18 protein-coding genes are annotated in these 22,385 nt (G+C 65.0%); 7 read left to right on the top strand and 11 right to left on the bottom strand.

Going from position 1 to position 22,385, the window contains the following annotated elements; translation table 11 throughout:
• Window positions 1-164: 164 nt before the first annotated feature.
• The 9 genes from ACLN58_RS01940 to ACLN58_RS01900 all read right to left on the bottom strand — a co-directional run bounded on the left by ACLN58_RS01940 (window position 165) and on the right by ACLN58_RS01900 (window position 9,725).
• Window positions 165-761, bottom strand: a complete 597-nt coding sequence (locus tag ACLN58_RS01940; RefSeq protein ID WP_415853592.1) for a dihydrofolate reductase family protein — start codon at window positions 759-761, stop codon at window positions 165-167.
• A 205-nt stretch (window positions 762-966) separates the two neighbouring features.
• Complete coding sequence (katG, locus tag ACLN58_RS01935; protein ID WP_415853591.1) at window positions 967-3,168, bottom strand: catalase/peroxidase HPI; 2,202 nt, start codon at window positions 3,166-3,168, stop codon at window positions 967-969.
• Between the two features lie 85 nt (window positions 3,169-3,253).
• Window positions 3,254-3,733 (bottom strand): Fur family transcriptional regulator, encoded by a 480-nt coding sequence (locus ACLN58_RS01930; RefSeq protein WP_415853590.1) that lies wholly within the window; start codon window positions 3,731-3,733, stop codon window positions 3,254-3,256.
• Between the two features lie 596 nt (window positions 3,734-4,329).
• Window positions 4,330-5,076, bottom strand: coding sequence for a VIT1/CCC1 transporter family protein (locus ACLN58_RS01925; RefSeq protein WP_415853589.1), 747 nt, complete (start codon window positions 5,074-5,076; stop codon window positions 4,330-4,332).
• Between the two features lie 103 nt (window positions 5,077-5,179).
• Window positions 5,180-5,953, bottom strand: coding sequence for a GntR family transcriptional regulator (locus tag ACLN58_RS01920; protein WP_415853588.1), 774 nt, complete (start codon window positions 5,951-5,953; stop codon window positions 5,180-5,182).
• A gap of 6 nt (window positions 5,954-5,959) precedes the next feature.
• A complete protein-coding gene (locus tag ACLN58_RS01915) occupies window positions 5,960-7,090 on the bottom strand; it encodes an FAD-dependent oxidoreductase (RefSeq protein WP_415853587.1) in 1,131 nt (376 codons plus the stop codon).
• Window positions 7,090-7,857, bottom strand: coding sequence for an amino acid ABC transporter ATP-binding protein (locus tag ACLN58_RS01910; RefSeq protein ID WP_415853586.1), 768 nt, complete (start codon window positions 7,855-7,857; stop codon window positions 7,090-7,092). Before ACLN58_RS01910 ends, ACLN58_RS01915 begins: the two co-directional genes overlap by 1 nt.
• Window positions 7,854-8,786, bottom strand: a complete 933-nt coding sequence (locus tag ACLN58_RS01905; RefSeq protein WP_415853585.1) for an amino acid ABC transporter permease — start codon at window positions 8,784-8,786, stop codon at window positions 7,854-7,856. The genes ACLN58_RS01910 and ACLN58_RS01905 overlap by 4 nt, the downstream gene beginning before the upstream one ends.
• 15 nt (window positions 8,787-8,801) lie before the next feature.
• Window positions 8,802-9,725, bottom strand: a complete 924-nt coding sequence (locus ACLN58_RS01900) for an ABC transporter substrate-binding protein (RefSeq protein ID WP_415853584.1) — start codon at window positions 9,723-9,725, stop codon at window positions 8,802-8,804.
• A gap of 422 nt (window positions 9,726-10,147) precedes the next feature.
• Here ACLN58_RS01900 and ACLN58_RS01895 point away from each other — a divergent pair, with 422 nt between their 5' ends.
• The 5 genes from ACLN58_RS01895 (at window position 10,148) to ACLN58_RS01875 (ending at window position 15,532) form a co-directional block, all read left to right on the top strand.
• On the top strand, window positions 10,148-10,822 hold the full coding sequence (locus ACLN58_RS01895; RefSeq protein ID WP_415853583.1) for a haloacid dehalogenase type II: 675 nt from the start codon (window positions 10,148-10,150) through the stop codon (window positions 10,820-10,822).
• A gap of 29 nt (window positions 10,823-10,851) precedes the next feature.
• A complete protein-coding gene (locus ACLN58_RS01890; protein WP_415853582.1) occupies window positions 10,852-12,129 on the top strand; it encodes an NAD(P)/FAD-dependent oxidoreductase in 1,278 nt (425 codons plus the stop codon).
• A 16-nt stretch (window positions 12,130-12,145) separates the two neighbouring features.
• Window positions 12,146-13,663, top strand: coding sequence for an aldehyde dehydrogenase family protein (locus ACLN58_RS01885; RefSeq protein ID WP_415853581.1), 1,518 nt, complete (start codon window positions 12,146-12,148; stop codon window positions 13,661-13,663).
• Window positions 13,660-14,721, top strand: a complete 1,062-nt coding sequence (locus tag ACLN58_RS01880) for a tartrate dehydrogenase (RefSeq protein WP_415853580.1) — start codon at window positions 13,660-13,662, stop codon at window positions 14,719-14,721. The genes ACLN58_RS01885 and ACLN58_RS01880 overlap by 4 nt, the downstream gene beginning before the upstream one ends.
• A gap of 76 nt (window positions 14,722-14,797) precedes the next feature.
• Complete coding sequence (locus ACLN58_RS01875) at window positions 14,798-15,532, top strand: SDR family NAD(P)-dependent oxidoreductase (RefSeq protein WP_415853579.1); 735 nt, start codon at window positions 14,798-14,800, stop codon at window positions 15,530-15,532.
• A 1,054-nt stretch (window positions 15,533-16,586) separates the two neighbouring features.
• Here ACLN58_RS01875 and ACLN58_RS01870 read toward each other — a convergent pair.
• Window positions 16,587-18,059, bottom strand: coding sequence for an NAD-dependent succinate-semialdehyde dehydrogenase (locus ACLN58_RS01870; RefSeq protein ID WP_415853578.1), 1,473 nt, complete (start codon window positions 18,057-18,059; stop codon window positions 16,587-16,589).
• A gap of 74 nt (window positions 18,060-18,133) precedes the next feature.
• Window positions 18,134-19,417 (bottom strand): aspartate aminotransferase family protein, encoded by a 1,284-nt coding sequence (locus tag ACLN58_RS01865; RefSeq protein WP_415853577.1) that lies wholly within the window; start codon window positions 19,415-19,417, stop codon window positions 18,134-18,136.
• A gap of 273 nt (window positions 19,418-19,690) precedes the next feature.
• Here ACLN58_RS01865 and ACLN58_RS01860 point away from each other — a divergent pair, with 273 nt between their 5' ends.
• Window positions 19,691-20,377 carry a GntR family transcriptional regulator gene (locus ACLN58_RS01860; RefSeq protein ID WP_415853576.1) on the top strand — a complete coding sequence of 229 codons (687 nt, stop codon included), beginning with the start codon at window positions 19,691-19,693 and terminating at the stop codon, window positions 20,375-20,377.
• Between the two features lie 326 nt (window positions 20,378-20,703).
• A complete protein-coding gene (locus ACLN58_RS01855; protein ID WP_415853575.1) occupies window positions 20,704-22,341 on the top strand; it encodes an ATP-binding cassette domain-containing protein in 1,638 nt (545 codons plus the stop codon).
• Window positions 22,342-22,385: the final 44 nt, after the last annotated feature.

Genomic DNA, 22,385 nt, shown 5'->3' with positions numbered 1-22,385 from the left:
AGGCCCCACCGTGACCGCGCCCGCAGGCCAGGACGTGGCCGGGATGCTCCAGATCCTCCGCACCCCGCGCGCCGGGGGAGAGCCCGCCCCGTCCGACCCGGTCCCGGCCAGGGTCGATACACTCGAGCCGCCGCCTCGGGCAGGCGCCCGAGGGGGATACTCGATCAGGCGTACCGGGGGCGACCGCCCACGTGGTATGTGAGGGCGACGATGCCGGTGCCGAACACGCGGGAGTCGATCAGATTGAGCGCGAAGTCGGTGCCCTGTGTGGGGAAAAGGCGCTCTCCTTCCCCTAGGATGACCGGGAACTGGATCAGGTTCAGCTCGTCGACCAATTCGTTCTCAAGCAGCCACCGCGCGAGCGCCGCGCTGCCGACCACGAGCAGCTCGCCGCCGGACTGTGCCTTGAGCTCGCGCACGCGGGTCGCGACATCGCCGGAGATTACCGTGGTCCGCTCCCACGTCGGGTCGGTCACGGTGGTGGAGACCAGGTACTTCGGCTTCGAGCTGATCGCCTCGCCGAAGCCGCCGTCGCCACTGCGCGCGCCCCAGTAAGTCTCGAACAGGCTGTACGTCTTGCGGCCGAGCAGGAAGGCGTCCGGTCGCCGCCAAGTGTCGAGTATGTACTGCACGGCGTCGTCGTCGTTGAGCGGGAGCGCCCAGCCGCCGCGGGTGAATCCCGGGTCCATCTCCTCGTTGTTGCCGCCGTTCGCCTGGGCGACGCCGTCGAGGGTGATCTGGAGGCTGATGGTGAGCTTCATGATGGCTCCCTTCTTTGCCGGCTTCCCTTTGACACACCACTCTGGAGCAGTGGGTGTGTCCGACATTGCTACGAACACCGCCGGCCCGATCGGACACCGCCGTCGAGATTCTTTCGGGGAAGTTGAGGTGGCCGCCATCCTGTGAGGATGACGGCCACCGGTGCTTGCGTTTACCTGGGCGGTGCCGGGCTGCCCCGGCGTCGGCCTACTTCTTGAGCTCGAAGCGGTCGCTGTCCATGACCTTCGCCCAGGCCTTGACGAAGTCGGTCACGAACTTCTCCCGCGCGTCGTCCGAGGCGTAGACCTCGGCGAGGGCGCGGAGCTCGGAGTTCGACCCGAAGACGAGGTCCGCGCGGCTGCCGGTCCAGCGGCCGTCCGTCGTGGTGAAGGTCTTCTCCTCGGCGTCCGGGATCCACTCGAGGCCGAGCTCGAGCAGGTTGACGAAGAAATCGTTGCTGAGGGCGCCCGGGCGGTCGGTGAAGACGCCCACCTGCGACCCGTCCCAGTTGTTGCCCAGGACGCGGAGCCCGCCGACGAGCACGGACAGCTCGGGAGCCGACAGGCTCAGGAGGTTCGCACGGTCGATCAGCAGGTACTCGGTCGGCAGCTTGAGGAAGCCGCTGTCGTAGTTGCGGAAGCCGTCGGCCACGGGCTCGAGCCACGCGAACTGCTCGACGCTCGTCTGCTCCTGGGTCGCGTCCACGCGGCCCGGCGTGAACGGCACCGTGACGTCGTGGCCAGCGGCCAGCGCCGCCTGCTCTACGCCCACGCCGCCGGCGAGGACGACGACGTCGGCGAAGGAGGCCTTGACCGCGGAGGACGCGTTGAACTCGTCGACGATCTCCTCGAGCTTCGCGATCACGGGCTTGAGCTTCTCCGGCTGGTTCACAGACCAGCTGACCTGCGGCTCGAGGCGGATCCGGCCGCCGTTGGCGCCGCCCCGCTTGTCGGAGCCGCGGAAGGAGGCCGCCGCCTTCCACGCGGTGGAGACGAGATCCTCGACCGAGAGGCCGGAGGCGGAGATCTTCTCCTTGAGCACAGCGATCTCGGCTGAGCCGATCGTCTGCTCCGGCGCAGCGGGCAGCGGGTCCTGCCAGATGAGATCCTCGGCTGGGACCTCGTTGCCGAGGTAGCGGGCCTTCGGGCCCATGTCGCGGTGGGTCAGCTTGAACCAGGCGCGGCCGAAGGCGTCCTCGAGGGCGCCCAGGTCGTCCTTGAAACGCCGGGCAATCGGCTCGTACGCGGGGTCGAAGCGCAGGGCCAGGTCGCTCGTGAGCATGCGCGGCTCGCGGTTGCCGGAACCGGCGTGCGCTTCCGGGACCAGATCCGCTCCGCCGTTGTCCTGCGGGCGCCACTGCTTGGCCCCGGCCGGGGACTCCATGAGCTCCCACTCGTAGGCGAAGAGGATGTGCAGGAACTCGTTGTCCCAGCGGGTCGGGTGGTAGGTCCAGGTGACCTCGACGCCGGAGGTGAGGGTGTCTGCGCCGTGGCCGGTGCCGTAACCGTTCTTCCAGCCCAGGCCCTGCGCTTCCAGGGGGGCGGTTTCCGGGTCGGGGCCGAGCTTGTCGGCCGGGTGGGCGCCGTGGGTCTTGCCGAAGGTGTGCCCGCCCACGATCAGGGCGACGGTCTCGGCGTCGTCCATGCCCATGCGGCGGAAGGTCTCGCGGATGTCGCGGGCGGAGGCCAGAGGGTCGGGGTTGCCGTTGGGACCCTCCGGGTTGACGTAGATCAAGCCCATCTGCACCGCCGCCAGGGGAGCTTCGAGGTCACGGTCGCCGGTGTAGCGCTCGTCGTCGAGCCACACCTTTTCCGGGCCCCAGTACACGTCGTCGTCCGCTTCCCACACATCCGGGCGGCCGCCGGCGAAGCCGAAGGTCTTGAACCCCATGGTCTCCAAGGCCACGTTGCCGGCCAGGATCATGAGGTCGGCCCAGGAGATGGACTGGCCGTACTTCTTCTTCACCGGCCATAGAAGCCGGCGGGCCTTGTCCAGGCCCCCGTTGTCCGGCCAGGAGTTCAGCGGGGCGAAGCGCTGCTGGCCGGCCCCGCCGCCGCCGCGGCCGTCGTGGGAGCGGTACGTTCCGGCGGAGTGCCAGGCCATGCGAATCATGAAGGGCCCGTAGTGGCCGAAGTCGGCCGGCCACCAGTCCTTGGAATCCGTCATGGCCTGGGCCAGGTCCGCCTTGACTGCATCCAGGTCCAGCGCGCTGAACGCCTCAGCGTAGTCGAAGTCGGCCCCGAGCGGGTTCGCCACCGCCGGGTTCTTCGCCAGGATCTTCAGGTTGAGCTTGTTGGGCCACCATTCATGGTTGGCGACGCCCTGGGTCGGGTGCACACGAGGGGCGTGCGCCACGGGGCACTTCGAAATGGCGGTCTCAGACTCGGCCGAAATTGTGCTCTCAGACACGGGTTTCCTTCCGGGGTTGGTGATCGGTTTGCGGAGGGGAGGTCTATCGATCGGAGCTGCCGGCCGCTGAACGCGAGTCCGCAGCTCAGGGCGCCGCCCGGAGTTCGGGAGCGTTCGCCGCAACGCAGTCCTGGCACATGCCCTGGTAGAGGACGTCTGCGATGTGGATGGTCATGGGCTTTTGGGAGTCATTCCAGTGCGGCTCCAGACATGGTGCGTGCCCGACGGCGCAGTCCACATCTTCGATGCGACCGCAGCGCGTGCAGACGGCATGGTGGTGGTTGTCCTTGACACGGGTCTCGTACAGCGCGGGGGACTGGGGTGGCTCGAAACGCCGCAGCATGCCCAGCTCGGTCAGGTCACCCAGGACCACGTACACGGCCTGCGCCGAGAGGGCTGGGAGCTCCCGCCGAGCAGCCTCCAGGACGGCCTCCGCGGTCGAGTGCGGGTGGGTCTCGACGGCGGTCAGCACGGCTAGGCGCTGTTTGGTCACCCGCCGTCCGGCGGCGCGGAGCTGCTCCGACCATGATGGCCTCTTCCCGAGGAAGGCCGTGATCTGGGACATGCCCTCATTCAACCAGTTATTTTGAATTAATCAAAATAAACTTCAAGGAAGTCTGGGTGAACGCCGGACGCCGGACGCCGGACGCCGGACGCCAGGGCCGGGAACCACGGAGCCCGCCTACTTCCGGCGTGGCACAGTGGGCCGCGGCGGTCATCAGCGAGGCGGGTGCGGCCGGAATAGGGCTCCCGTATCGACGCTTCGGCTTCGGACCCCCAACTCAAGACCGACTCGCGAGTCTGGTGAGGATCCCCGAAGACAGACCCCCACCCCCCACGGAGATGGAAAGCAGTCCAGCGGCCATGGATTGCGGGGTGGTTGCCATGATGGCGAAGGCAATCCCGGTACCGAGGATGAGGAGCATCGAGATCAGGTAAAGGCGGAGGCGGAACCTCATGGTTTCCCTCTCATTTCGTGACGAGGCGTGTGGTTGAAGACAGCCGTCGGCGGGCGCCCAGGAGATTTGGCAGCTGTTGTCCAATTGCGAGAGCAGCACTCGGGCCAGACGGCATTGTGGGGGAGGGCCCTGGGCTCACACTTTCCGGTGCTGGCCCAGGGCACGCTGTGGAACGGGGAAGTTCGTTTCCCTTGAGACTCGGTTAGGCGATTCCCGTGGTGCCGAGCAGGCTGCCCAGGGCGAAGGTCGTGGCGAGCGCGAGTGCGCCTCCGATGACCACCCGGACTGAGGCCAGTGTCCGCGAGCCGCCGCCGATCCACGCGCCGATGGCGCCCGTGAGGGCAAGCGCTACGAGGACGGCTGCGAAGGTCAGCGGGACGCGGACGGCATGTGGGAACAGGAGGATGGCAAGCATCGGCAGGACGGCGCCACACAGGAAGGAAATCGCCGAGGCCAAGGCCGCGTGCCACGGGCTGACGATCTCGTCCGGGTCGATGCCCAGCTCGATGTCGAGGTGGGCGCCGAGCGCGTCGTGGGCCGTGAGTTCCTGCGCCACCTTCGTGGCGAGGCCTTCGGACAGGCCCTTGCTGCGATAGAGGCCCGCGAGCTCGGCGAGCTCTTCCTCGGGCTTCTCCTTGAGCTCTTGGCGCTCCTTGGCGATGAGGTGCTTCTGGCTGTCGCTTTGGCTGCTGACTGACACGTATTCGCCGAGGGCCATTGAAATCGCGCCGCCCACGAGGGCTGCCATGCCCGCTGCGAGGATGGGACCCGTATTCGTGGTGACGCCCGCGACGCCGACCACGACAGCTGCGACGGACACGATGCCGTCGTTGGCACCCAGGATGCCCGCGCGGAGCCAGTTGAGTTTCGCGGCGAGGGCGGTTCCCTGCGGCTCGGGATGCAGGCTCGTGCCCAGGCCTACCGTCAGTTCTCCAGTCGTGTTGACCATTATTCTTCGTTCTCCGTTTCCTGCTCTTTCCGAACATCGACGTCCGGGGTTCTGTTGTCTTCTGTTATTCGTCGGCAATTGCGACGAGGTTGTAGGTCAGATTTCAGCCACCGGACGAGTCCGGTGTCCTTTCTGTCATCAGGTCCTGCACCGCTTTCCGCACATGCTGCGTGATTGCTTCTCGAAGGCCACCTTGATCGCGATCTTCAAGACGGTTGAGAATAATCTGATGCTCCTCGACGAGAGCATCGGCGCGAGGATAGGACACCTCCAGATTGAGGATGCACATCCTGCTTTCAGCCGCAAGAGTCTGTTGAATCCGGATCAGCCGGGAGTTCCCGGCTCCGGCGACGAAGGCGGTGTGGAACTCCATATCCAGCCGCGACAATGACGGCCAGTCGGACAGTACGACGTGCTTCGCCATCTCTTTGATGATCTGCTTGAGAGCTCGGCTGGTGTTATCGATATTCCTTTTTTCGCCGTCCAGCAAGGCGTCTGCCGAAGACAACTCGATTGCCTCCCGCACTGCATAGATCTCTTTGATGTCTGCCTTTGTCAGTTCCAGTACAAAGACGCCGCGATTCCGTAGATTCACAAGAAACCCCTCTTGGCAAAGCCTTTGCATTGCCTCCCGAAGGGGTCCCCGTGAAGTGTTCAATTGTGAGGCTAGAACGGATTCGTTGATCTGCTGCCCTGGACGGAATACTCCGAGCACTATTTGTTCACGAAGGTGGCCGGCGATGACTTCGGCAGTCGGTCGTCCCTGCAGCATGAGCGGCCCATCCGGTGCGGACGTCAGCGTCCCTTTTTCGTGCTGCCCGTTCCACAATGGTGCCGAAAGAGATTTGATCTCAGCCGGAGACGCCCTGCGGTCCATCGCAGCTCAGCTTCCGAACCGTCGGGGTCTGAGGAAGTCAAGGTTGTCGAGCGGCGGTTCACCCAAGGATTCACTCGCGGCGATCGCGCCGTACCCTGGTGCCATCTTGAACCCCGATCCGGAGAATCCGGTGGCGAGGTAGATCCGGCTCTCTTCCCTCAACCGACCGAGCAGGCCTCGGCGGTCCACGGTGTAGAGGTCGGGGAACGCGTCACTGCGGACAATATTGGGATAGAGGCCTGGGAAGAACTCGCTGACGGTCTCCGTGGTCTCCGAGATTTCTGCAGCCGTAAGCTCACGCGTCACCGCGGAGGCTGTTCGAGTGCGCGCTCCTCGGGCCTCGAGTGTCGCCTTGACTGTGGCGCCGTCGATGCTGGGAGCGCCGTACATGGACCGACCGCCCGAAATTCGGATGAAAACTGGGAATCGGTTGGGTGAGAATTCTGAGGGGTCCTTGGCCAGGAACCAGGACAAGATGAGCCTGCGAGTTTCGGTATTGGCCCTCAGATTTTCGGGGATGAGGGACCGAGACCATCCGCCACAAGCGACGACGACCTGCTCGAACGTCCATGCGCGATCCCCGGACCTGACCTCTACACCGCGGGCCGTCGTCCGCAACCCATCAACGGGCGTGTTCTCAAGCACGGTTGCCCCGTTCGCCTGAGCGGCGGACACCGCGGCGGTCACGGCACGATCCGTTCTGAGAACCCCGGCATGAGGGTCGTAAACGGCGCAGTCGTCAGGGCGCAGGTTGTGCTGGGGATACCGCTCGGCCATGGCGTCGCGGCTCAGCAGCTCGTGGTTCGCTCGGTTTGCGCGGGTGGTCTCGAGAAGGTCGGAGATATACGGTCCATCGCCGCCGCCGATGAAGAGCCCTCCGCAACGGCTCAGGACGTCTAGGCCGGTCTCCTCCTCGAGCTCGGTCCAGAGTTTTCGGGACTTCACGAGGATGGGGTATAAGCCCGGTGTGCCGCGGTAGAGCATCCGAAAGAGCCGAGTATCTCCCCCGACGGCACTGCGCCCATGGGCCGGGGTCTGTGCTTCGAAGCCGACTACCGAATCGGAAAGGCGGGAGGCCTGCCACAGGGCCATGCTGCCGATACTTCCGAGGCCGATCACGGCCAGCCTTCCGTCCATCAGAGAACCTTCTCTAGGAAGGCCTGGGTGCGAGGTTCTTGGGGATTGCCCAGAATCTCCCTGGCGTCGCCGCGCTCCACGACGCAGCCGTCATCCATGAAAAGCAGCGAATCGGATACCTCACGGGCGAAGTTCATCTCGTGCGTGACGACGACCATGGTCATGCCCTTCTTGGCGAGGTCCTGCATGACAGCAAGGACCTCGCCGACCTTCTCGGGATCCAGGGCGCTCGTGGGCTCGTCGAAGAGCATGATCTGCGGGTCCATCGCCAACGATCTGGCGATGGCTACGCGCTGCTGCTGGCCGCCGGAGAGCTGGGCGGGGTAGCAATCGCCAAATTCGCGGAGTCCGACGCTGGCGAGCAGCTGCTGCGCCCGAGCGGCGGCCTGACGCTTGTCGGCTCCCTTGACCAGGACAGGGCCGGCCATGATGTTCTCCCGGGCTGTCATGTTGGGGAAGAGATTGAACTGCTGGAAGACCATGCCGATCCTCGTGCGCTGTTCGGCAAGTCGCTTCCGGCTGAGCGCGTGGTAGGCGGTGGGCGTTTCGAAGTGGCCGAAGTCCTCGCCGTTGACCTTGAGCACTCCCGAGTCCACTGTCTCGAGCCCGTTGAGGCATCGCAGGAGCGTGGATTTGCCGGAGCCGCTGGGGCCTATGATGCAGGCGACTTCGCCGCTGGCGACGTCGAGGTCGACATCCTTCAAGACGGGTTTAGGCCCGAAGGACTTGCGGATGCTGCGGGCGTGGATCGTGCCGTCGGCGCTCATCGGGCAACACCTTCCGGGTTTGCGAGCTCCACTCTGCGTGCCTTCCTGGGCAGTCGTGATGTGGAGCGGGAGTACTTCTTCTCCAGCAGTGACTGCGGATAGCTCAGGATCAGGGTCATGACCAGGTACCACAGGCTGGCCACGATCAGCAGCGGGATGGTCTCGTAGGTGCGGGCGTAGATGAGCTGGGCGCTCTGCAGCAGCTCGGCGACCCCGAGGACGCTCACGAGCGAGGACTCCTTGAACATGCCGATGAACTGGTTCCCGGTGGCTGGGATGATCGAGGGCATGGCCTGGGGAATGATGACCTTGCGCAGCTTGGTCCCGGTGCTCATCCCGAGCGAGTCCGCAGCCTCGATCTGGCCCTTGCCGACAGTCGCGAAGCCCCCGCGGATGATCTCCGCCATGTAGGCGGCCTCGTTCAGGGTCAGGCCGACGAGCGCGGCCGTGATCGGGGACATGATGGCGTTGACGTCGACGGGCATGCCGAGGTTCGTGAAGGGTATCCCGATGGTCAGGTTCGGGTACAGTGCGGCGATGTTGAACCAGAAGATGAGCTGCACCAGCACCGGGGTGCCGCGGAACAGGGTGAGGTAGACCCCGGCCGTGAATGCAACGGGCTTGAGCTTCGAGGACCGCATGATCGCCAGCAGCAGCCCCAGGAGAGTCCCGAGGAGCATGCTGGCGACAGTGAGGAAGATCGTGAGCATGAGCCCGCCGAGGATCGATCGATCGGTGAAGTACTTCGCGACGACGCCCCACTCGAAGTTTTGATTCGTCGACACCGAGAAGAAGACACTCGCACCCAGCAGGACGCAGATGATCCACGCTGTGTATTCGAAGGCGCTTCTGCGCCTCAGACGGGGTTTGAGCGCAGCGTCCGGCCCGTTCATGCCGCGTCCGCTTCCGCGACTGATCGTCTGCAGCATGGAAGCCCCCTCCCCTTAGTTGAGCTTCGCATCCGTGATGGCACCCGCTTCAAGGCCCCAGTTCGCGAGCGACTGCTTGTACTGCGGGCTGTCCAAGACCGACTGGACGGCGGACTGGAGTGCCGGGGTCAGGGCGGATCCCTTCTTCAGACCGATGGCCGTGAGGTCGCTGGAGCCCACGTTGATCTGGGGGGTCAGGAGGGTGAAGGCATTGGGCTGCTGCTTGGCCGCCCACGCAAGGCCGGTAGTGTCGTAGAGGATGCCGTCGACGCGCTTTGAGGCCAGCTGGGTCAGAGCCTCCTGGACGTTGGGCAGCGTCACTGCGTTGATGGCGGGCTGTCCCTTGGACGTGCAGGTCTGCTCGGAGAGGGCCGGGAGCCGCTTGAGCTGGCCGGTCGAACCGGCAGTCACGGCGATGTTCTTCCCGCACAGGGTCTCATTGGTGAGCTTCATCGGATTGCCTGCCGGCACCGCGATGGAATTCCCCGCCTTGAAGTAGTTGATCATGTCCAGAACCTTGAGCCGGTCCGCTGTGGGAGACATCGTCGTCACGGTGAAGTCATCGCGATTGGCCTGAATGCCGGGGATGATGGTGTCGAAGACGACGTTCTCGAACCTGAGCTTCAGGCCCAGCTTCGCAGCGATGAGCCGCGCAATGTCGGGGTTCATGCCGATCGGCGTCGTGTTGTCCGCCGCGAGGAACGTTGTCGGGGGATAGTGAAGGTCCATGGCTACCGTGAGCTCGCCCTTGTCCTTGTAGGACTGCGGCAGCAGCTTCACGGCGGCCGGGTCTGGCTGGACGTTAGCAGCGATGTCAGAGTCGTTTGACGACGGCGAACCTCCGGGTGCCGAAGCGCCGGCCGCGTTGCCACAGGCGCTCAGCGTCACGAGGACGGCCAGCGCTGCTGCTGCAGTCTGAACTTTGCTTCTGATCTTCATGGTGCTTCCCTTCGAATGTTTTTCAGCGCAGCCCTGACGGCTAGACGCAGCCCTGACGGCTAGAGATGACAGCGGGAGCTGAAAACGGATAGGCCGCGACGGTGGCCTTCCGACCATCGCGGTAGACCTTTGGCCGGTGAGGAACCTTCGCGTCTGTGACGCGCGTCTCCAGTCGACCGACCATGCAATAGAATCGTGCAAACGGTAGATTGTCAACAGTCTGCGAAAGTACGGATGCCCAGCGGGATCATCTGGGGCATGCGTAAGACTGTTGACAATCTACAATAGGGACCATAGAGTCAATGCTACGAGGCTCTGACGACCCCCGGCTGGGGGTGAGCCCGAAGAAGCCTAGATCCCAGGGCCCTGCCCAAGGTTCCGCGCCAAGCCCTCGATCAATGTGGATGAAAAGGACGAACACCATGGCACAGACGAACTTCCGGCCGGAGTACATCTCCTTCGACTGCTACGGGACGCTGATCAACTTCGCGATCGACTCCACCACGCGTCGCCTTCTCGCGGGACGGCTGAGCGAGGAGCAGTGGCCCAAGTTCAAGGCGATGTTCCGTGGCTACCGCTACGACCAGGTCTGCGGCGATTACCAGCCGTATGAGCAGGTCCTGGAAGACTCATTCAACCGGGTGAGCAAGCGATGGGGCCTCGAACCCGTCGAGGGCGCAGGTGCTCAGTTCGGCGAGGCTGTCCGGTCTTGGGTCGCGCACGATGACGTGCTGGCGCCGCTCAAGCTCATGGGCGAGAACTACAAGCTCGTCATCCTTTCCAACGCTGACGACTCCTTCCTCGACATCAGCGTCCCCAGGCTCGGGGCCGAGTTCCACGCGGTCTACACCGCTGAGCAGGCTGGAGCATACAAGCCGCGGTACCAGGCCTTCGAGTACATGCTTGACCAGCTGAACGCCTCCCCGGAGGACTTCTTGCACGTCTCCTCGCATACCCGCTACGACCTGATGCCATGCCACGACCTCGGCTTTACCAACACCATCTACCTCGACCGCGGCTACGACCCCGACGTTCCCGGCTACAACTACACCACCGTCTATTCGCTCGACGAGCTCAACAAGCTCCTCGGTCTCTGAGCCGCCACCAAGGAGAGAGAAGGCACGCCATGAAACTCACGCCTTACTGGCTCGACATTGCCGAACCGTCCGGTGACTACCGCCGCACGCCGATCCCTGGGAACGTCGATGTCGCCGTGATCGGTGCTGGCTTCACCGGCGTGTCTGCAGCCTTGGAGCTTGCCAAGCAGGGCGCGAGCGTCGCCCTCCTGGAGCGCCACACGGTCGGCTGGGGGGCATCCGGCCGCAACGGAGGAATGGCCACGACGGGACTGGCCATCGGCTTCGGTACCGCCGTGAAGCGGTACGGGAACTCACGGGCCGTCGAGATGTTCAACGAATACAACGACGCCATCGACACCATCGAAAAGCTTGTCGGCGACCACGGTATCGACTGCAACTACAGCCGCTATGGCAAGCTCTCGCTCGCGTTCCACCCTTCCCACTATGACGGGATGCTGAGATCGCAGGAGCTGCTTGCCACGCTGGCAGATCATCACGTCCGAGTGATCCCGAAGTCGGACATTCACAGCGAAATCGGCAGCGACTTCTATCACGGAGCCATGCTCGACCCCATGGGAGCCGGACTCCATGTGGGCAAGTTCGTCCACGGCCTGGCCGGTGCAGCCGCTGACGCCGGCGCCTTCATCTGTGAGAATGCCGGAGTCACGGAACTCAAGAGGATCTCGGGAACCGTGCATGATGTCCACACGACCCGCGGGATCACGAGGGCGAACCAGGTCTTGGTTGCCACCAGCGGATACACCGGGGGAATTACGCCCTGGCTTCAGCGGCGCGTCATCCCCGTGGGGAGCTTCATCATCGTGACTGAGCCCCTGTCCGATGAGGTCGTGAACAGGATCCTGCCGAACCGCCGGATGGCCTCGGACAGCAAGATGCTCACGTACTACTTCAGGATCACGCCGGACAACAGGCTCCTGTTCGGCGGCCGGGCGCGGTTCGCCCTCTCGAGCCCGGACTCTGACGTCAAAAGCGGCGAGATCCTCCACAAGGCGATGACGGAGCTCTTCCCGTACCTCGCCAACACCCGAGTTGACTACACGTGGGGCGGCCTCGTGGACCTCTCCATGGACCAGATTGTGCACGCGGGTATTCACGACGGCGTCTTCTACTCGCTCAACTACAGCGGCCACGGCGTCCAGATGGCGACCCACATGGGCAAGAAGATGGTCCAGTACATGGGTGGCGATGAGACCGCCAATGTCTGGAGGGGCATCCCGAACCCACCGGTTCCCGGCCACTTCGGACCGCCCTGGTTCCTGCCCCTCATTGGCGCATACGCCAAGGTCCACGACCGGTTCAGCTAGGCAGGAGAACTCATCCGTGCTTCCAGAGACACTCGCGGCTGAAACGCGCCCGAAAGTCGACGACCGGGGCAGCTTCGCTGCCGGTATCCCGGGAGGAGCCTTCTTCGAGGGGCAGTGGCAGACGGCGAACATGACCTTCGACGTGAGGGACCCCGAGGACGGCTTCCTGCTCTGGCAGGTCTGCGAGTCCACTTCCGCCGAGGTGAGGCGTGCAATTGCGCACATCCACCGAGAGCTCGACGGCCACGAGTGGCCTCTGCGTTCCCGCCGAGAGGCCCTCGAAAGGGCCGCCTTCCTCCTCGGCGAGCAATCCGAACGCTTTGCCAAGATCATTGCCGCTGAGAGCAGCAAGACCATCCGGGAAGCTGAGCAGGAGGTGCGTCGCTGCGTTGAGACTCTCAGGCTTTCCGCTGCGGCCTCCGCGGAGCTGGAGGGGGAGACGCTCGCCTTCGAGGACAGTCTCGTCGGAAAGCGCAAGACCGGCTGGTACCGGCGTCATCCTATCGGGATCATTGCCGCGATCACCCCATTCAACGACCCGCTGAATCTGGTAGCGCACAAGGTTGGCCCGGCCCTCATAGGGGGCAACGGCGTCGTACTCAAGCCCTCGAGCCGCACGCCCCTGTCCGCGCTCGCCTTGGTCCAATTGCTGCTCCAGGCGGGCGTCCCCTCGGGGCGCATCGCTGTGGTCGTCACCGGCCCTGGGGTGTCTGAAACGCTCGTCAGCGACCCCCGCGTCGATCTAATCTCGTTCACGGGGGGCCCGGGAACTGCCGCTCGGATTGCAGCGGTCGCCGGCGCGAAGAAGTTCCTCTCCGAACTCGGGGGCAACAACGCCACGGTAGTCCTCGCCGATGCTAATCCAGAGGCGGCGGCCGACGCCATCGTGGCCGGCGCCTTCGGGGTCGCCGGGCAGAACTGCCTTTCCGTCCAGCGGGTCTACGTCCACTCCTCGCTGTTCAAGCCAGTCCTCGATCACGTCGTTTGCCGGACCGAGTCCCTCAGGATCGGGCCGAAGCTCGACCGAACCACCGAGGTGGGTCCGCTCATCACGGAGGCCGAAGCCCGCCGCGTGGCCGACTGGGTGGAGGAAGCCCGAGCCGGCGGCGCAACGGTTCAGGTGGGGGGCCGACGCCGGGGCGCCTACTACGAGCCCACAGTCCTCACGGACGTGCCGGGGGAGAGCAGGGTCGTCCGAGACGAAGTCTTCGGTCCGGTGGTGAGCATCGTTCCCTTTTCTGAGGTGTCTGAAGCGATCGACGCGGCCAACGACTCCGATTACGGCCTCCAGGCCGGAGTCTTCACTCAGTCCATCGATCTGGCACTCGCAGTTGCGGACAGGCTCCGGGTGGGCAGTGTCGTCGTCAACGAGACCAGCGACGTGCGCATTGATTCCATGCCGTTCGGCGGATTCAAGAAGTCAGGCGTGGGCCGCGAAGGACTCAAGCACGCCGTTCGCGAGATGACGGAGCCGAAGAACACCATCATCAATCTGTCCGGTCCGGCACGCGAGCAGATGGACCGCATCTCATGAGCACTCGTAGGATCGCAGTCATCGCGGGCGACGGCATCGGTAAGGAAGTGGTTCCTGCCGCGATCTCATGCCTCGAGCGGATCGGGGAGCTCCACTCGCTCACGTTGGAGTTCACTCATTTCGACTGGGGCTCGGACTATTACCTTCAGCATGGCCGCATGATGCCAGCTGACGGTCTGCAGCGGCTGGCCCTGCACGATGCGATCTTCCTGGGTGCCGTGGGCTCACCCGAGGTTCCGGATGCGGAGACCCTGTGGGGGCTGCTCATTCCCATTCGTCGGGAGTTCCAGCAGTGCATCAACCTCCGTCCGGTCAAGACGCTCGACGGCGTTGCCTCACCTCTCGCCAGCGAGCGTCCGGTCGATCTCGTCATCGTGCGCGAGAACAACGAAGGGGAGTACTCCGAAATCGGTGGCCGGATGTACCGTGGCCTCCCGCAGGAGAGTGCTGTCCAGGAATCCGTCTTCACTCGTCTGGGCGTCGCCCGTGCCGCGCACTTCGCGGCGTCCCTCGCGGCGTCCCGCCGTGGGCAGCTGGCGTCAGCGACCAAGAGCAACGGTATCGTGCACACGATGCCGTTCTGGGACGAGATCGTTGCCGAAACAGTCAGTCTTTACCCTGATGTCGAGCTCACGTCCGTGCATGTGGACGCCCTCGCGGCTCATCTCGTACTGAAGCCCTGGACGCTCGACGTCATTGTCGCCTCGAACCTGTTCGGCGACGTCCTCTCGGATCTTGCCGCCGCGGTAGCGGGGTCGATCGGCCTTGCCCCGAGTGCCAACCTGAACCCGGAGGGCCGCTACCCGTCTCTCTTCGAGCCCATCCACGGCTCGGCCCCAGACATCGCGGGGAAGGGTCTCGCCAACCCGGTTGGCCAGATCTGGTCCGGGGCCATGATGCTCGAACATCTCGGTCATACCGAAGCCGCTCGACACCTTCAGGAAGCCTTCGAGGCAGTGCTCCGGGGCGGAGTGCGGACCAGGGACATCGGCGGGACCGCTTCGACGACGGAATTCACCTCGGCCGTCCTCTCAATGATCGACACCGTCTCACCCTAAGCCGACGTTCGTCTCGTTCGACATGAGTCTCCGCCCCGGCTGACTACCCCGCTGCCTACTCGGAAGGAGTGCCTCGATGAGGCTTGAGAAGGTCACCGCCTTGGTGACGAGCGCGAATAGCGGCATCGGGCAGGCCGTGTGTTCCCGGTTCCGCCGTGAGGGGGCACGCCTGCTGCTCACCGGCCGCAGGGAGCGACTCGAGGGAGCCCAGCCTGGCGACATGTTCGTCCCCGGGGATCTCAACGACGAGGCCTTCGTCGAAAGCCTGGCCCGTGAAGCCGCAGAGGCGTTCGGCAGCGTCGGCGTCGTCGTCCTCAACCATGGCCTGCAAGTCAGCAGCCCTCTGACCGAGATGGCCTACGAGGATGCGAAGAACGTGCTCCACAGCAACCTGCTCAGCGCGTTCCTGGTGATGAAGCACTTCGCACCCCTGATGTCCGCCGCGGGCGGCTCGTTCGTCCTGGTCAGCTCACGGCTCGGGATGGTCGGCAAGGCCGAGGAGGTCCTGTACTCCGCGGCCAAGGGTGGCCTCATCATGCTCGCCAAGGGTGCGGCGATCGAATGGGCTCCGCGGAATATCCGCGTCAATGTGGTTGCCCCCGGCCTGACCGCGACTCCGGTCATCGAAGCATCGTTCCAGCGGAGGCCCGACCCCGAGGCCGCCCGCCGCCAGCGAGAGGCCTCGATCCCCCTCCAGCGCCTCGCCACGCCGGAGGAGATCGCCGACGCGGTCCTCTTCCTCGCCTCGTCGGAATCGTCCTACATCACCGGGGCAACCCTCCCGGTCGACGGCGGCTACACCGCCTTCTAGCAACGGCCTGCCCGGGGCCCCCAGACGGCACTCATCCCAGGAAATCGCGCCACTTCGGTCGGGTGGCCGGAGGACGGCCGGAAGTGAGCCGGGGGCACAGCGTTCCAAGCCCGCGGGGCCGATGTCGACGTCCTCATGGACGACCGTGAGCGGCGGGTGATGTGCAAGTGCCACATCCGCATTGCTCCGTCCGCGACACACTGACGTGGTCTCCTGCGTGAACGGCAAACCTGCCACGGCCCTCGTCGCCCCAGACCCAGAAGACTGTCCCGTCCTCAGCGACGACGTCCACTGTTCCGCTGAAGCGGGATTCCCAGCCCCTGTGGACTGTCACTCGGTCGTGCTTCTCGAGGGACACCCACTCATGGTGAGGTACCTCTGACGCGAGAGGCGCTCCCATGAGGTCCTCGTCGAGCTCGAGTCCGCTCATACGCACCCGCGTGGCCGCTTCAGTGTTCCTCTGCGAGAAACGGGATCTCGATTTCACGGCCGTGCTCCTTTCCCATTGCTAGTGCCACCCTCGCCGGCAGACGGCGGAATGGCTGAGCTGCGTTCCCTGCCATGGTGACTTCTAAGTCGAGAGGGTTCAGCTCCGCCGTGTAGTGCCATTCGACCGCCTTCCCACAAAGAGGCGGCATGATCTCGCCCTTCAGGAGGACGACGGCGGCAGCCGGCCAAGCCGGGGCAGTCCAGGCACCGCTCGTCGGGCAATGTTCGCCAGTCGTTGCGACCCGGTCCTCCTGACGGAGGATGACGACCCAAGGCCATCGCTGCGGACTGGTCGTTGATCCACTGGTCGGCATCGCCCTCTGCCTCTTCCTTGAGGTGTGGAGCGGTACGAAGGGCCAGAACTGGAGTGAAGCCGGTGTACCGCTCAAGCGGTTTCTTTCCCCTTAGTCTCGCATCCTTTCCGTAGATTGTCAACAATCATTTTGTGAAAGTGGTGACAATCGGACACGTCCTGGTGGCGTTGGGCACAGCAAAGGGGCAGCAGGTGCCCGGTGAGCCATTCTGGCTCGCCTAGCGACCCGCCGCCCCTTTCTCTGAGGCGGAGCTATGCCCGGGGGACCGGTGCGGGGATGGCCGTGTACTTGTACTCGAGGAACTCGTCGATGCCCACTCGGCCGCCTTCGCGCCCGAGTCCGGACTGCTTGACGCCTCCGAACGGTGCGGCGGGATTGGAGACGATTCCCGTATTGATCCCGACCATGCCGACCTCGAGCTCGGCCGAGAAGCGGGCGGCCTTGTCGAGGTCCTGCGTGAAGACGTAGCCGACGAGGCCCCATTCGGTGTCGTTGGCCATCCGGATGACTTCGTCCTCCGTGTCGAAGGCCGTGATGGGGGCGACGGGGCCGAAGATCTCGGTGCGACTTATCTCGGCATCGGCGGGAACGTCGACCAGGACCGTGGGCTTGTAGAAGTACCCGGGTCCCTCAGGCCGGAATCCGCCGGTGAGGACCTTGGCTCCGCGTGCGACCGCATCGTTGACGAGCTGCTGGACCTTGTCGAGGCCGTCCTGATCGATCAGGGGCCCGACTTGAGTGCCGGGACGCGCTCCATCGCCCACGACGAGCGCGTCCATGCGCTCGGCGAACCGGCGGCTGAACTCCTCGGCGATGTCGCGGTGCACGTAGATGCGGTTGGCAGCCGTGCAGGCCTCTCCCATGTTGCGCATCTTTGCGGCGAGGGCTCCCTCGACGGCCCGGTCCAGGTCCGCGTCCCGCAGGACGATGAAGGGCGCGTTGCCGCCGAGCTCCATAGAAGAGCGCAGGACGTTCTCCGCAGCCTGCCTCAGCAGGATCTTCCCGACCTCGGTGGATCCGGTGAAGCTGATCTTCCTGGCAATCCCGCTGTTCATCCAGACGCCGACCACCGATGGGGCGCTCGAGGTGGGTACCACGTTGAGCACGCCGTCCGGCAGCCCGGCCTCCTTGAGGATCGCGGCGAGGGCAAGGGAGGTCAGCGGGGTGAGCTCGGCGGGCTTGAACACCATCGTGCAGCCCGCCGCGATCGCGGTGCCGATCTTGCGGGTCCCCATGGCAAGGGGGAAGTTCCACGGCGTGACAAGGATGGATGGCCCCACCGGTTCTTTGGTCACCAGGATGCGGTTGGCGCCGTCGACCGAGGTCGTGCTGTCTCCGTCGATCCGTGCGGCCTCTTCGGAGAACCAGCGGAAGAATTCCGCACCGTACGCGATTTCGCCCTTGGCCTCCGCGAGCGGCTTGCCCATTTCCGCGGTCATGATCGCGGCGAGTTCCTCGGCCCGGCCGAGGATGATCTCGTACGCCTTCCGGAGGATGTCGGCACGGAATCGGGGCGAGGTCCGTCCCCACGAGGCCTGGGCGGCGCCAGCGGCCACGATGGCACGCTGGGCATCTTCCGGCGTGCCGTCGGCCACATAGGCGAGGGTCTCAAGTGTCGCTGGGTTCTCGACGGCGAATCGCTTCTCGGATGAGGAGGGGGTCCATTGTCCGTCGATGAAGAGGTCTACCTGGAGCTCTTCGAGGAGGTGGGCGGTGATGGTCACTGGCTTGTCCTTCGGTTGCCGTAGGTGGGTGAGGGTTGCTTTTTGACCGTGCGGCGGGAATTCCGGCCGTTGGTTCAGGAGCCGATTCCCGCCGCTGCTACCGGCATGCCGAGGACTGCGGCGACGGCCGCTTCGAACCTCTCGAGGCCTGTGGCGATTTCCGTCTCGGTCACGACGAGGGCCGGGATGAGCCGGACGACGTTGCCCTCTGGGCCGCAGGTGAGGGTCAGGAGTCGTTGGTCGACCGTTGCCTGCTGCACGGACGCGGCCGTGGCGGCATCGGCTGTGCCGTCGGGTGCGGTGAACTCGATCCCCGCCATGAGGCCGATCCCGCGGACGTTTCCGATCGCGGGGAACCGGCTGTGGATCTCGTTGAGCCCGGCCAGCATCTGGTTTCCGCGGACGCGGGCGTTCTCGACGAGCCCCTCCTCCTCGATGACCTGAAGGGTCGCGACGCCGGCGGCGGCAGCGACGGCGTTGCCGCCGTAGGTTCCGCCCTGCGAGCCTGGCCAGGCCTTGGACATCGTCTCGGTGGACGCCGCGATCGCAGAGATGGGGAAGCCGGAGGCGATGCCCTTGGCGGTGATGAGGATGTCCGGGGTCGCGTGGGAGTGCTGGTGGCCCCAGAACTTGCCCGTGCGGCCCACGCCCGCCTGAACCTCGTCGAAGATGAGCTTGATTCCGTGCCGGTCTGCCCGTTCCCGGAGGCCGTCCATGAAGGCCGGAGGCGTAGGGATGTAGCCGCCGTCGCCAAGCGCCGGCTCGATCAGGAACGCGGCGGTGTCCTCGGGGGCCGTGCGGGTCTTGAGCAGGTAGTCCAGTTCCTGAAGGGCGAACGCGACCGCGCTCGCCTCATCCATGCGATAGCGGTATGCGTGGGGGAAGGCGGACATGTGCACGCCCGCCATGAGCGGGGCGAAGCCGGCGGAGAACTTCGTCCCCGCAGTCGTGAGGGAAGCAGCGGCCACGGTGCGGCCGTGGAAGCCGCCCTGGAAGACGACGATGTTGGGTCGGCCCGTTGCCATGCGGGCCAGCCGGACGGCGGCCTCGACCGCCTCCGAGCCGGAGTTTGCATAGAAAACAGAGTCGAGGCCGGCCGGGAGGACCTCGCCGAGCCTTTCGGTCAGCTCGAGGAGGGGCTTGTGCATCACGGTGGTGTACTGCGCGTGGATGATCTTGCCGACCTGCTCCCGGGCGGCGGCTACGACCTTCGGGTGGCAGTGTCCGGTGCTGGTGACTCCGATGCCCGTGGTGAAGTCGAGGTACTTCTCGCCGTCGGTGCCGAAGATCCAGCTGCCGAGGGCGTGGTCGACGACGACGGGCGTCGCCTGCTTGAGGACGGGGCTCAGCGAAGTCACGTTTCACCTTCCTTTTGTGGTGCCTTTAATGCGGTGCGGCCAGCGCCTTGGAGTCACCTGGCGGGTGGTGCCTGATCTCGCGTCTCCGTGTGTGCTCACAGCCTGACTTCAATGGTGGAACACGACTTCAAGATTGTCAACAATCGCACGATAGGAGGCGCTGGAAGTGTGTTTTCGTTGAGCATCTGGCCTTCGGCCTGAAATCGCCGGTTTCGCGGGGGGTCCGCGATATGATTGTCTACAACGTATTGACCGAGTCTCAGGAAGAGCGTTATGAAGTCCAGCCGGGTGCTCCAGCCCATCGTCCAGGAGTCCACGCCGTCGCTCATCGCCGCGCAGCTCAGAAGGCACATCGCTGAGGGTGCGCTGCAGCCGGGCGCCCAGCTCGTTGAGGCTGACATCGCCAGAGAGCTCGGCGTGAGCAGGGGGCCGATTCGTGAGGCGATCCAACGGCTCACCCAGGAGGGCCTCCTGGTGAGCATCCGCAACAGGGGCGTCTTCGTCTCCGAATTCGACGACAGCGACATTCGCGACATCTACGAAGCGCGGACGGCGGTGGAGAAGGCTGCTGCGGGAATCCTTGCCGACGGCGATCGCGCTGCGGCGGGGGCGGAACTGCTCAGGCGCGTCGAACGCATGGATGAGGCCAGGGCCTCGGGCGATGACACGGCAGTTTCGGAAGCCGACATCGCCTTCCATGAAAAACTCGTGGAAATGGCTGCGAGCCCGAGGCTCTCGAAGATGCATGCGACGCTTCTGACCGAGACCCGCATGTGCCTCAACCGTCTCCAAGGGCGGTACGACGACGAATCGGTCCGTGTTGCGGAGCACCGGGGAATCGCTGAGGCCATCCGTGACGGGAAGCGAGATCTCGTGATGGACCGCTTGGACGCACACAAGGACGACGCCCTCGCAAGGCTGCTCCCTCTTCGCGAGCCGAACAGCACAGCTGTCTCTTAATGGCGCGACGTTGGGGCTGGCTCGTTGAAGCTGGCACGACTCAGGCATCGGGCTGCTGACAAGGCTCCACCAGCCGGGCGTGATCTGCGACTAAGGCACGCTCGCCGTCGTCGTTCGCGCTCTCATGGAAGCGGCCATCCTCGCCCGACCGCGCTTTTCAGTCGTCGAGCGTCTCTGCCTGTGACTGCGGGGTCGTTGATGAGGCCTGCTCAACTCCGAAGGCATATTGTTTGAGTGTTGACAATTTGCCTATCCACTTCTAGCGTTGAAGCAACGATCCGGGGCATCAACGATGATGCGTCTCCGCTGAAGTGCAGAGGGAAATCGTGAACACTCTTGAAGTCACTGACCTGAAGATTTCGATTCGCGGTCGAGAGATCGTGAAGGGGATCTCCTTCGCCGTAGCACAGGGGCAGCGGGTCTGCCTGCTCGGCGAATCCGGCTCGGGCAAGTCTCTTACGGCGGCCGCAGTCCTTGGCCGGCTGCCGTCGAATGCGGTCACCGAGGGCAGCATCCGGATCAACGGGGTCGAGGTGCTGGGCCTTCCGGTGTCGAAGAGGCCAGACCGCGCACGCGTGGCGATGGTATTCCAGGACTCCGCCGTTGCCCTCAACCCCTTGGTGCGCCTGCGCGATCAGCTCGTCGAGCCGCTGCGCCGCCATCGCGGCCTCTCGCGGCGGGACGCGCTCAGCGCCGCCATCGAACTAGCTGGCTCGGTGGGGCTGCCCGATCCCGAGCGTCTTATTAACCGCTTTTGCTCGGAACTGTCCGGCGGCCAGCGCCAGCGGGTGTGTATCGCGCTGGCGCTGGCGTGCAACACGCGCCTCATGGTCGCCGATGAGCCGACGACGGCGCTGGACGTCGTGACGCAGGCGCGCGTCCTGGACGTCCTGAAGAAGTACACGACGGGCAAGGACACCCCGGCCCTGCTGTTCATCACCCACGATTTCGCGGTCGCCTCCGAGCTGTGCAGCGACTCGGTGGTGATGAAAGACGGCGAGATCGTCGAGCAGGGACAGATCCACCAGATCTTTGCTTCTCCGAAGCACCCCTATACCTGCGAGTTGATCCGCGCCGCACGCGCGGCGACGGTAGAGCCCTACATCGAGAAGCTCCAGGCAGAGGACCGGGCAGTGCAGGCGCCCGGACGCCAGGTCTTCTTCGACATCGGCGGGGTCAGCCGCGCATACCCGATGCCTCGCAAGAAGCCGTTCGCCAAGCCGGAGATGAAGGTCGCGCTGCAGTCGACCACGCTCGCCATCTCGGCGGGCGAGCGCGTGGGCATTGTGGGTGTGTCGGGGTCGGGCAAGACGACGCTGCTGCGCATCCTGCTCGCCCTCGACTCAACGGACACCGGGGGAGTGGCGTGCGATGGGAAAGAGGTGTTTCCCTCCGAGATCCGCGCGCTGAAGTGGTATCGGCGCCGGGTGCAGTACGTTCCCCAGGATCCGGCCAGCTCGCTGCACCCGCTCATGACCGTCCGCGAGCTAGTGGCCGAGCCCTTGGTCCGGCTGAAGGTGCCAGGCGACCGCGACCAGGCGGTGCGCGAGGCGCTCGAGTCGGTCGGGCTCGACGAGAGGTTCGTCTCGCGCCGCGCCAACGAGCTCTCGGGCGGCCAGGCGCAGCGCGTGGCGATCGCCCGCGCGATCGCCACGAAGCCGGACTTCCTGATCGCCGATGAGCCCGTCAGCGGACTGGACCTGCCGATGCGGGAGTCCATCGTCGCCCTCCTCACCCGGATCTCGGACGAGCGCGGCACCGGCATCGTGGTGGTCTCCCACGATCTGTCCATGGTGGCCAGCATGTGTCACCGCACGGTGGTCATGCACGGCGGCGAGGTCGTCGAAGACGCCCCCACAGCCAAACTGCTCACCGAACCGCGGCACCCTCGAACACGCGAGCTCCTCGCGGCGATCCCCACGCTGCACGTCCTTCCCCGAGCGCTCATCGCTGTCGAGGGATGAGCCCCCTACCGCACGATCTCTACGGCATTTCCGATCCCCAGTAC

It is taken from the genome of Sinomonas sp. G460-2, assembly GCF_047759905.1.
In the GTDB taxonomy this organism is placed as follows: domain Bacteria; phylum Actinomycetota; class Actinomycetes; order Actinomycetales; family Micrococcaceae; genus Sinomonas.
The sequence above is the reverse complement of the archived record's forward strand: the minus strand, read 5'-3'. Positions and strand labels throughout refer to the sequence as shown.

Coding starts and splice junctions, on each gene's coding strand:
- ACLN58_RS01940 (WP_415853592.1), bottom strand. CDS start 761: ATGAAGCTCACCATCAGCCTCCAGATCACCCTCGACGGCGTCGCCCAG.
- ACLN58_RS01905 (WP_415853585.1), bottom strand. CDS start 8,786: ATGCTGCAGACGATCAGTCGCGGAAGCGGACGCGGCATGAACGGGCCG.
- ACLN58_RS01910 (WP_415853586.1), bottom strand. CDS start 7,857: ATGAGCGCCGACGGCACGATCCACGCCCGCAGCATCCGCAAGTCCTTC.
- ACLN58_RS01875 (WP_415853579.1), top strand. CDS start 14,798: ATGAGGCTTGAGAAGGTCACCGCCTTGGTGACGAGCGCGAATAGCGGC.
- ACLN58_RS01895 (WP_415853583.1), top strand. CDS start 10,148: ATGGCACAGACGAACTTCCGGCCGGAGTACATCTCCTTCGACTGCTAC.
- ACLN58_RS01925 (WP_415853589.1), bottom strand. CDS start 5,076: ATGGTCAACACGACTGGAGAACTGACGGTAGGCCTGGGCACGAGCCTG.
- ACLN58_RS01920 (WP_415853588.1), bottom strand. CDS start 5,953: ATGGACCGCAGGGCGTCTCCGGCTGAGATCAAATCTCTTTCGGCACCA.
- ACLN58_RS01930 (WP_415853590.1), bottom strand. CDS start 3,733: ATGTCCCAGATCACGGCCTTCCTCGGGAAGAGGCCATCATGGTCGGAG.
- ACLN58_RS01915 (WP_415853587.1), bottom strand. CDS start 7,090: ATGGACGGAAGGCTGGCCGTGATCGGCCTCGGAAGTATCGGCAGCATG.
- ACLN58_RS01890 (WP_415853582.1), top strand. CDS start 10,852: ATGAAACTCACGCCTTACTGGCTCGACATTGCCGAACCGTCCGGTGAC.
- ACLN58_RS01900 (WP_415853584.1), bottom strand. CDS start 9,725: ATGAAGATCAGAAGCAAAGTTCAGACTGCAGCAGCAGCGCTGGCCGTC.
- ACLN58_RS01860 (WP_415853576.1), top strand. CDS start 19,691: ATGAAGTCCAGCCGGGTGCTCCAGCCCATCGTCCAGGAGTCCACGCCG.
- ACLN58_RS01880 (WP_415853580.1), top strand. CDS start 13,660: ATGAGCACTCGTAGGATCGCAGTCATCGCGGGCGACGGCATCGGTAAG.